Raw genomic sequence first — 9,791 nt, 5'->3', positions numbered from 1 at the left:
TCCATTTGGCTTTCGGGTGCGCGGTCAGCGCGAGGAAATGGCCGCTGACCAGCAACGGTTGATCGCTTTTGCCTTCAGCCAGTTGGAAGTCGCTGCGGTGGCGTTCGAGGGCGCGTTTGGCCAGGTGTTTGCCGCGCTCACGGTCGATGAAACGGCCCGGGTAGTCGTAGTCTTCGAGGTCGGGCAGGGCGTCGCCGCGGTTTTCGCTTTCCAGCGTCAGGCGTGGTTTTTCGAAGTCGTAATCGCGACGCGTGGTGCGGCTGGTGCGGGTTTCCAGGCGCAGGTCGAAGCGTTTGATCACCGGGTCGTTGGCGACCATGCCGGAGTCTTGCTGGTAGGCCACAGGCTTGAGTTTCGGGAACACCGTCTGGTCATCGCCGAACACCAGTTTGTGCGCCGTGGCGCTGTGCTGGAAGTGGTAGTGAATACCTTCTTCTTCGCACAGGCGCTGGATGAAATGCAGGTCCGACTCGTCGTACTGCACGCAGTAGATGCGCTCGGGGTAGATCGAGCCGGTCTGGAATTCGTAGGCGTTGCTTTGGATGCCGTGCTCTTCGAGGACCATGCCGATGATTTTCGGCACGCTGAGGTTCTGGAAGATGCGCTGGTTGATGCGGTGCGCCAGGTACGCCAGTTGCGGGCGCAGGGTCACCGAATAACGGGTCAGGCGTTTGCCTGAGTCACCTTGCGCGGCGCGGTAGATCTGGCCGTGAATGCCGCTGCCGTCGGGCGACAGCTGTAGGAAGGCCGGTTTGTGCAGCAGGGTTTCGAGGTCCAGCGACGGTTTTTCACTGACCAGCTCCACCTCAAAGACAAAAGGCTGGTTGATGGCTTCCCGACCGGTGAGGGTAAACACCTGAAAATCGGCGGAAAGCCCTTCGATGGTCAGGGCAAAGTGAGTTTCATTGGCCGGCGCGAACATCCCTTGTTCCTCGTGCTGTACAGCGGCGCTCGTCGACGGCCGCTAAAGCGGGTCAACGTACGCGAAATTCTGGAGGGGCGTAAACAACATCGACCAGCAGAGCTGGCCGATGTTTGTAACGATCAGCCGTAATTAAACGACTGGAGCACGCCAGTCATCGGAACCCGAAGTACCGGATACTTCGTGGGTCCAGGTGATTTTGCGGTAGGTGAACTGCACTTCTTCCAGGTGGGTGAAGTGCGAGTTGCCTGGATCCTGGCAGTTGTGCATTTTGTTGTTGATGGCGACGATGATCGCGTCTTCCAGTTTGGTGGTGTAGTAGTGCTCTTGGGTGCCTTGAGCCGAAGTACGGAACCACTGGATAACGATTTCGCTCATGCGCTCGCCGGAAGTCAGAGCGGCTTGCAGCAGAGGCGAAGCCTTGTCGTAGACCTTGGTGATCACAACTGGCTTGTGAACGCGCTGACCGGTTGGCTGACCGGATTGTGGGTCACGCGGGATGATCACGTCGTGGCTGAAAGCCTGAACCATAACCTGGTCTTCGTGGCCTTCCTGGTAGGTGTTGCCAACGGAGTCGGCAGTGAAGGCGCCTGCAGTGATCAGGCCTTGTTTTTCGCCGGTAACCGACATGTACGCTGGTGTTGCCATGGGGTGCTCTCCTTGCGGATAAATTTAGGGTGCCCGGGAGGCGAAATCGCCCGGTGGGTGCCTGACTGTTATCAAGGAGCGTGCCAGCTTGTGTGAGGGGCCCTGAATCCGGGGGGTTAGCGGGTGTCGGTCGCTAAACGTAGGATGTTTGGTCGTGGTTTGGGGGTAAAAGTGCGCAAGAAGTTGCGCAGTACTGCGCAACTTCTTGCGCACTTGGCTGCAGGCCTTTCAGGATGTGGCCTGCAGGGGATTTAACCCCTAAAATATTACGACCTACTGCGCAACTTCTTGCGCACAATGGCCTAACGATGGCATTTGCCGTGTGAGGAAATACAATTCCATAGGCTCCCAATTTGCATCCAAGTGGTTGAAGGGAGCACAGGAGCGGAGAAGTATTAATGCTAAGCGATCTACAAGCTCGCCTATCACTCACAGAGCTAGTCGTAAAATACTTAAAGGGAAGAGATCCTGATTCTGACCTGCTGATTGTATGCATTCAAAATCCTGCGCGGCCAATACCCATTAGAGGAGTTCTTGAGGCGATTCGCGGATGTGGAGAGACGCCGTACACTCAACAAGAGCTACAGCTGATCAGTGACCTTTTATACATGTATGGATAATCAGCAAAACTCATTAGCAACGAGCTACCCCAATAGTGTGATTTCTCAGATCGCTATTAGCTCAGACACGCAGAAATAGCGCGGCCGTTCATTGCTTATTGTTCCGCTAATCCATGCGTCAGCTATCGGCCCAGAGTGTGTAAAAACGCGGTGCCAAAATTGAAGTCTGCGTTTCTATGCCAAATCTGAGATGTATGGGCTGGTTGGCAGATTTCAGTTCTACTTGGGACACCAATCGCGCTGAAAACCGTTTTTACACACTCTGGGCCAGAATCAGCCGTTTGGTGTGTGTATAGGCCGGTGCGATTCGCTGACCCACCGGCACTGAATGACTTGCTGGTTACAGGATGTCAATAAAGCGATGGATGTGGAACTATTGGTCGCTCCAAATATATAAGGAAGAATGCTGTTGTCTGCTACTAACGAACTCATTTCCCTTCACTTGGATAAGGCAGCGGCGCAACTGCGTGCCGAGGCGCTTGAGCAAAACCGAGCCCTCCACCTGGAGTTGCAAGAACTCAAGGCGTCCAGCGCTCGTCTGCTCCACGAAGTCCAGAGCCAGATCGGCAGTGCCGAGGCGAAGGTTTCCGAGCGGGCCATAGAGAAGACGTTGTCGATTCTTCATCATATCAAGCAGTGGATTCTCGCGGTCGGAACCTTCATCACCCTGCTATTGGCCGCGGGAGCATTCTTCGGCTACAAGAACCTTACTGATAGCCTGACTAACACCTTCACGAATAAAGTTGATCGGTGGTTACGCTTCGAGGAAGGTGATAGCGATGAAAGCAGGGCGCTTGATGCAATGCGCACTCAAGCGCTGCTGGACGCCTACACGGTGCGTTTCGCTCGTGAGCGTCTGGATGGGCGTGGTGGTTCATTTTCGCTGACAGAAGCTGAGCGGCAGCGTCTGCTCGCCATCCTTCAGGATCCTTCATCGGATGTCGGACAGTTCTCCGACGCCTTGACCATCCTTACGCGTAGTCGCGGCCTATTCGCACCATCTTGGACAGAGGACCCGACCGGCAAAACTCTTACACAATTGGTTAACGACTCATCCTTGGGGCAGCGGAAGCAGGGACTGTTGCTGGAGCGGCTCAAGGTCGACCGTGCTTTCCTGCCGTTTTCGCGCAATCTCATCGCTGACGCCGATTACGACTGGCCTATGAAGATGCTGGCATTCGATAACCTCAAACTGTTCGACGACCCCAAGGCCTTGACGTTCGCCGAAGCCAATGTGGGGACGGTGGACCGGTATTATCGCTCCAAGCTGGCGCTCTATATCGCGCAGAAGACAGGGTCCTATGCGGCGGTGAATGAATATGCGCAGTTCCTGCGCAAGACCAAGCCTGAGTTCTGGCAGTCCGATCTTCTGGGACTCGCAGGAGGCCTGGGTGAAATCTTGCCGAGTACCGGGGAGCTGCCGTTAGACGATATCAGCACCCTGATCGGTGATAGCGTGCTGTTGGGGGCAGGCATTCGTTTGACTGATCTGTTTGGCGGCAGACGCTTAGCGCTTGAGTTGGATGGAGGCTACGCAGCGCTGGCCGAGGCTGGCCGCTGGCTGAATGACCCACTCGTGATTGGTGCGATAATTCGACATCGGCCACTTTCACCTGACTGGCTGTCCAGGGTAGTTTCGTTCTTCCAGGTTAAGGATCAAGGCTACGAACTGGCGACACTGCAGCTCTCGCTTCGAGGTAAAGACCGCCTGCTGACCCAGCAGGGTGCCCTCGGCGCCAGCGACGTACGTGGCCAAGTGTGGTTGAGGGTCGAAACCGTTCCAGAGGGGCATCGGCTCAGCGCGACCTGGCGTGATGCGAATACAGGGCGGATATCGACAAGCGTGATCGAATCCCCCCAGCTCTTGCCGCAGAGCCTTTTTCAACTGTCATTTGATCCCAAATTGTTGAAAAGCCTGACCTATCAATCGCGCGCCTATGAAGACTACCTATGATTTGAAGAGGCGCTAGCCTGGCAGGGCCTTGAGGGGAAGTTGCTCAGCGAATATCGGCATCCGGGCATCCCAGCCCGGCCACACCTTCGCAGGACAAGGCTTTCTGCAGGCTGCGCTCTCTGCCATTCCACCCTCGCACGAGCCCAGATAGAAAGCGGCGCGGCAACACGCAGAACATCGGCTGCCAGTAAACGCCCTGCAAGACTAAGCAGATTAATCGAAGGTGGGTAGGCGTGCCTTAACGGCGCCTGAAGAGCTTTGTGCCTTTGCGATGAACGACAAATTCGGCTCAAGTCAAATTGATCTGCGCATCCCGCTTCAGGCCGCCGAGAACGAAAGCTCTGGGTCTAAGACGTAGGGTATGAACAACTGTTTCTGGCCGTTTTCTGCCCATTCTTCATCGGCAGTTTTTGGCCGATTCTGTTGAAAAAGTCGGTTCGCCCAAATGGCCTGAATATTGGCCGGTGAAAACGCCTTTTTTACACGCTGCTGCGTGAAATCTGAGCCTGGAAGCCTCTGCCCAAAGTGAAGATTTCAATCTCAGGCGCTTACTTTTCTGCCGTGGCAACCATGGACGACTTTTTCAACAGAATCGGCCGAAAACGGTCGTTCGTGATTGACTGCAATCGGCCAAAAGCAGACGCTCGGAAGCGGCTGCAATCGGCCGAAAGCGGACGGCTGTCAAGGTCAAAAAAGCGGCCTTGCTCAGTGGCGACAAGCGATCCGTCGCCACTGAGCGGGAGGGACTACTGGGCTACATCAACCCTATCCAAGGCCCGATTCACCGCTAATTCCCCAAGCATCACCACCTGCGCAATGCCTAGCAGAGTCTTGCGAATCGACCCATCCACATGCCCGGCAACATCCCCGAGCATGACACTCGCCGAGGCCAGTGATTCGCAGGCATTCGCCAGCAACGACTCGACGTCTGTCTCCGGATTAACCGAAAACATCGTGCTGGGTTTATACGGCGCAGCACTGATCGCCGCTGCCGGTTTGAGGTAATGGTCGAGTGCGCGTTCTGCCGCGTCGTGGAATTTCCTGGAATCGGCTGATTCGTACGGGGAGGCCGGGTCGGTTTCCGGTGGGTTTGGCGTTATTTTGCACATTTCTTCTTTTTCCTGTTGTGTGGCCGCCGCTCCGAGCTACTAAACAGGGGGTGGCAGCTGTACGCAGGTTAGTAGACCGGGGAAAAGAAGAAAGCCGGCGCGCCCGAGGGCGCCCTACGCACAGCCGCCATCAATTGCAGGTATGCAAATACCTGACTGAGGGGAGCTTGTGCACTTTCATTTACCACGGGCTACTAAACCCGATCACTGGGAATCAGTGACAGGAATCAAGTTACCGATGGCCCTCCAGGCGCACAAGCCGGCGGATTCTGGCGTAGTCGTAGGCAACGGCGCAAGGTGTTGTAGCCTGGATGGCGTAACGCGAGGTGTCTTTTAAACGCCAGGGCAAATGCTGTTAAACGTACCCGCCGAAACGTTGATGAGATCCGAAAAACTACGCCCGATAACCGCGCTAAGTCCGCATTCCCCAAAGGAATGCCCCACATAAAATCTGTGCATTTTTCTTATCCAGCCCCCCGGCGTACCTTGCTGCAGAGACAAGGAGAATCGCCCATTGAACTCATCCGCCCCCAACCCCGCCGATAAATTCGACACCTCCCGCGCCAACGAATACGCCAGGCAAAGCCGCATCGCTCTGGCCGGTTATGACGCCTGTCACGATCTGGCGGCATGTATGTTGGCAGCCAGTCTCGGCCAGTCGTGCTCGGCAAAAATACTGGTCGTCGGTGCTGGCGGCACCGCACAGGAAATCATCGCAATGGCCGCGCTGGAGCCGGGTTGGCGGTTCACGGCGGTTGATCCTTCCGAGCCGATGCTGCAGGCGGCGACGCAGCCATTGCAGGCTAACGGTTTGCTCGGCAGAACCGAGGTGCGCCTTGGGCACGTTGATGACTTGCCAATTGACGAGTTATTCGATGCGGCAACGTTGATTGGAGTGCTTCACCATCTCAATGGCGACGGGCCGAAGAGGGACATTCTGCGATCAATTCAGGCTCGGCTGAAGCCGGGCGCGCCGCTGATCATCGCGGGCAATCACTACGCTTATGCCAGCCAACCGTTATTGCTGGCGGCATGGGGGCAGCGCTGGCGGCAGCAGGGCGCCAGTGCGGACGAGGTGGAGGCCAAGCTTGGCAAGATTCTTCAGGGCGCCGATCCGCCGCATTCCGAGGCGGCGGTTCAGGCGTTGTTGCATGAGGCCGGGTTTGGTGATGCGACGCGGTTTTTCAGCAGTCTGTTCTGGGGGGCGTGGCTGACGTGTAAAGCGCTCTGAGCGAAAAATTGCTCAGCACTGGGTTTCTTCACTGATCTATAGTCATTTGGCTCGGCCATCGGCCCGGCCAATGCCACCCGCGAAGGAGCGCGCGACTTGATCACTCGACTGCAAGCTCTCAAGTTGATTCAGATAGCCGTCGCACTGCCGGCCTACACCGTGCCCGCAACCACCACGATCGGTTTTACGCTCTGGGCCGTGATAACGCTGCCGATCAATCTGTTCACCGGGCAATTTTCATCAACGTGGCTATGGGTGTTCCTGGGCGTGACGCTGCTGTCGTTTTCGCAATGGGCCTGCTGGAGCATTTTTGCTGACGGGCTGGAGGATGATCCCCCCGTCCGACATCTGCCGCTGCTCTTGCTGGGTATGCTGATTACGTTGCTCATGGGGGCCGTCGCCTGGATTACCTTTCACGCAAGCCTTGGCGGGTTGATGTGTGGCTCACAGGGGATCGCAGCCTGCCTGCTTCTGGTCATCAATTTGATACGGAAGAAATCGAGTTCGTTTGAACCGTGAAACACGCTGCAGACGCTGCGTTGACGGGTGTCCAGCCATCACTCAAGCAAACGCACCCGCGATAAACGCTTCCAGCGACTTCTCTTCCAGAATTTCGATAGAGAAGTGACCGAAGCGTTTGGGCAACCAGATAATCCGTGTCCCGGAAGGGGATTGCAGGTGTTGGCGGGTCAAGGGATTGCCATTTTCATCTTCGGGCTGCACGCCGGCGATCAGCAGGTCGTCATAAGCCTTTTCGATGTCCGGTGTTGTGTAGCAGTGACGGTAAATCATGCCTTCGCCGACGGTATCGAGCAGCGTCTTCAAGTTGCCTTGAAGCGGTTGCACCAGCATGAAACGCTCTTGCCCGATCATCGCGACCGCATAGCGCACATGCAGGCCGCCGCGTTGCCATATCTGGGTTTTGGAGATGTTGGCGTTGAGGATCTGCGCATAGTAGGCACACGCGTCCTCGAGATGGTTGACCAGCACATCGACGTGACTGAACTTCAGATCCATTGAATGCCTCCCGCCGATGCGGTGTCCGGGTTAATCAGCGGTTGCCGGGCTCTCGGTCGATGCTGCCGCCTCAGCCTCCAGCTTGGCCCGATCAGCCTTGCTAATGTATTTCGGCTTTTTCGGCGCCAGTTTTGCGCTGGCCTTTTTGGCTTTTTCCTTGAACAACTGCTGCAGTTTTTTCTGACGGTTCATGTTTTTTACTCAATGTGTTCGTGCTGGAGGGGGCTGGTTTTCAGACCAATAGCTTAGGTATTGATAGCGGGTTTCTCGGCGCCTTGGCCGCAGTAATACGAATTGTGCGCATGGTAGGCGTGAATCGGGGCGATGGCCAGAATTCAACGTGTGACGGGGCGTCCACTCTCGAAACGTTGTCAGTTGGGCAGGCCAGCGTCTTTTCCCACCATTGTGAAGCCGCCCCAGGTTCGATGTGGAACCCCGGCAAACCGAGGACGATCATCGCCTTCGGCTTTGGCGTTTCATGCCAGACGCATACCCATCTCGACGGCCCGTTCCTCGAAACCAAACTCTGCGTACATGCGCGCCGCGCGTTCATTGAACGGCCAGACCGTCAGCCGCAAGTCCTGTGCATCATGTTCAATCGCCCAGTCTCTGACGCGCTGAATCAGCGCGCGACCAATGCCTTTGCCGGAAAACCGTTCCGCCACACACACCGATCCGATGCGAACGACTTTTTGCGGCTGCATCAGTGGTGGCTTGCTCGACGACAGGGTAGCGGTGATGAACGCAGCGGCCTGATCGCCGACGTGCGCGATATAGGCAATTTGGTCCGGCTTGTCGAAAACCCCTGACCAGTGCGGCAGGTCGCGGGAAAAGTCTTCGGTGGCGGCGGCGTAGATGTCGGGGCGGGCAGCGTGGTGCACCACGTTGAGCAATTGGCCCAGCTCGCACAGGGTCAGTGCATCGGCGGCGGTGGCGACTCGATAAGTGATGGTTTCTTCCATGATGATTTTTTCCTTGAATGTGTTGAGGGGCCGCGCGACGGCGCGAGGCAATCTGGAACCGTCAGGTTCAGCTGACTGGCCGCTCACCCAAACGCTCGACCAGCCTTACAAGATAACCGTCTGGATCCTGGACGATGAATTCGCGTTGACCCACTTCTACCTTGTCCGCCCGATACCAGGTGTCCTGGCATGCTCGGTAAAGTGAAAACCCTGCTTCGCCAAGCCTGCGAATGACGGGGGCGACGGCCTCAACGTCAATCTGCAGGTTGATGCCTCTGCCAAAAGGTTTGTCCAGCGCAGCGGTCAGCCATTGATTGGCGTGCGGATCAATCTGTTCCAGCATGACTTGAGCTCCATTGAGGTCAAGGTAGGCAAAGCCCTCTTCGGAACGTTGGTAAGCAATGTTGAATCCCAGGCAAGACACCCAGAAGGCCAGGCTCTCATCCAGTTGGCTAACCATTAATTCGGGTACCAGTTTGTTGCGTTCGAACATGAAGTGTCTTCCGTTACGAGGGGGAGCCCGTTATCCGAGTCTTTCAGTTGAATGTCACAGCAGACGTCAAATCCGCAGTCGAGACATTAAGTCCGCGCCAATGACCACGATGCGCTTGCCTGCTGTATGTCCCATAGCAACCTCCTTGTTGTCGACCGGGTGACGGTACTACAGGTGGGCGCGGGTTTGCTCGCGAATGCCGTGGGTCAGTTAATGCAGAGGCCGGACGTGCGGGCCTCTTCGCGAGCAAGCTCGCTGCTACAGGGGTGTTGCGCTGGTTGCGAAATCAGCGCAAAAAAACGCCCGGCATTTGGCCGGGCGTTGGATGCAGTCAGACATTTATGCCGCCATGTCCTTCTTGTAACTGGCCTTCATGGCTTCCATTTCGGCACCCAGTTCATCGAGCTTTGCTTTGCCCAAGAGCTTTTTCGCCTGAGGAAACATTTCCGTTTCTTCCTCTTCGATGTGATGTTCCAGCAGTTCCTTGACCGCTTTCACCCGACCGGCAAATTCAGGTGTGCCGGGGTCGGTCATTTTCAGATCCGGCAGTACCAGTGAGTCGACGGCGAGGTGTTCTTCCTTTAGCGGCCGGGATGCGACGCGGTGTTCTGGCTGATGTGTTTGGGGCCGGCAATTGCCCAGGCGATCAGCCCGAACAACGGCACAAACACAATCAGCACAATCCACACCCCCTTATTGTTCGATTTTCCCTCGCTTTTACGCACCCGATTGATGGCCCACAGTTCGATCAGTAGAAGAACTGCCGCCAGTACGATCCACACGGTTTCGATATGCATTGGCTACCTCCTGATGGTCTTTCAGTTAGGTGGTGTGC

At 56.3% G+C, this 9,791-nt stretch carries 11 protein-coding genes and 1 pseudogene; 3 read left to right on the top strand and 9 right to left on the bottom strand.

Going from position 1 to position 9,791, the window contains the following annotated elements; translation table 11 throughout:
- Window positions 1–922 (bottom strand): type VI secretion system tip protein TssI/VgrG (gene tssI / locus CKW18_RS25005; protein WP_141233151.1); only part of this gene is annotated, 922 nt, incomplete at its 3' end.
- Window positions 923–1,054: 132 nt separating this feature from the next.
- On the bottom strand, window positions 1,055–1,570 hold the full coding sequence (locus CKW18_RS25000) for an Hcp family type VI secretion system effector (RefSeq protein WP_007919523.1): 516 nt from the start codon (window positions 1,568–1,570) through the stop codon (window positions 1,055–1,057).
- A gap of 1,023 nt (window positions 1,571–2,593) precedes the next feature.
- On the opposite strand from CKW18_RS25000, the gene CKW18_RS24990 reads away from it, so the two are divergent.
- A complete protein-coding gene (locus CKW18_RS24990) occupies window positions 2,594–4,144 on the top strand; it encodes a hypothetical protein (RefSeq protein WP_095191230.1) in 1,551 nt (516 codons plus the stop codon).
- 746 nt (window positions 4,145–4,890) lie between these two features.
- On the opposite strand, the gene CKW18_RS24980 is transcribed toward CKW18_RS24990, so the two are convergent.
- The gene (locus CKW18_RS24980; RefSeq protein WP_095191229.1) at window positions 4,891–5,253 is read right to left on the bottom strand and encodes a DUF6124 family protein; all 363 of its coding nucleotides are present in this window, start codon (window positions 5,251–5,253) and stop codon (window positions 4,891–4,893) included.
- Window positions 5,254–5,767: 514 nt separating this feature from the next.
- Here CKW18_RS24980 and CKW18_RS24975 point away from each other — a divergent pair.
- Entirely contained in the window at window positions 5,768–6,484 is a 717-nt protein-coding gene (locus CKW18_RS24975) for a cyclopropane-fatty-acyl-phospholipid synthase family protein (protein ID WP_095191228.1), read from the top strand.
- A 96-nt stretch (window positions 6,485–6,580) separates the two neighbouring features.
- A complete protein-coding gene (locus tag CKW18_RS24970) occupies window positions 6,581–7,003 on the top strand; it encodes a hypothetical protein (protein ID WP_256587098.1) in 423 nt (140 codons plus the stop codon).
- Window positions 7,004–7,045: 42 nt separating this feature from the next.
- Here CKW18_RS24970 and CKW18_RS24965 read toward each other — a convergent pair whose 3' ends face one another.
- The 6 genes and pseudogenes from CKW18_RS24965 to CKW18_RS24940 form a co-directional block, all read right to left on the bottom strand.
- Window positions 7,046–7,501 carry a VOC family protein gene (locus CKW18_RS24965; RefSeq protein ID WP_095191227.1) on the bottom strand — a complete coding sequence of 152 codons (456 nt, stop codon included), beginning with the start codon at window positions 7,499–7,501 and terminating at the stop codon, window positions 7,046–7,048.
- Window positions 7,502–7,531: 30 nt separating this feature from the next.
- Window positions 7,532–7,693 (bottom strand): DUF2986 domain-containing protein, encoded by a 162-nt coding sequence (locus CKW18_RS24960; protein WP_095191226.1) that lies wholly within the window; start codon window positions 7,691–7,693, stop codon window positions 7,532–7,534.
- A 284-nt stretch (window positions 7,694–7,977) separates the two neighbouring features.
- On the bottom strand, window positions 7,978–8,463 hold the full coding sequence (locus tag CKW18_RS24955; RefSeq protein ID WP_095191225.1) for a GNAT family N-acetyltransferase: 486 nt from the start codon (window positions 8,461–8,463) through the stop codon (window positions 7,978–7,980).
- Between the two features lie 67 nt (window positions 8,464–8,530).
- Window positions 8,531–8,956: a VOC family protein gene (locus tag CKW18_RS24950; RefSeq protein WP_095191224.1), complete on the bottom strand. Its 426-nt coding sequence runs from the start codon at window positions 8,954–8,956 to the stop codon at window positions 8,531–8,533.
- Window positions 8,957–9,295: 339 nt separating this feature from the next.
- Window positions 9,296–9,538, bottom strand: a pseudogene (locus tag CKW18_RS24945) (hemerythrin domain-containing protein); the annotation flags it as partial.
- The gene (locus CKW18_RS24940; RefSeq protein ID WP_095191223.1) at window positions 9,538–9,753 is read right to left on the bottom strand and encodes a PLD nuclease N-terminal domain-containing protein; all 216 of its coding nucleotides are present in this window, start codon (window positions 9,751–9,753) and stop codon (window positions 9,538–9,540) included. The pseudogene CKW18_RS24945 and the gene CKW18_RS24940, both read right to left, overlap by 1 nt.
- Window positions 9,754–9,791 lie beyond the last annotated feature (38 nt).

It is taken from the genome of Pseudomonas sp. Irchel 3E19 (genome assembly GCF_900187585.1).
Classification (GTDB): Bacteria; Pseudomonadota; Gammaproteobacteria; order Pseudomonadales; family Pseudomonadaceae; genus Aquipseudomonas; species Aquipseudomonas baetica.
The sequence above is the reverse complement of the archived record's forward strand: the minus strand, read 5'-3'. Positions and strand labels throughout refer to the sequence as shown.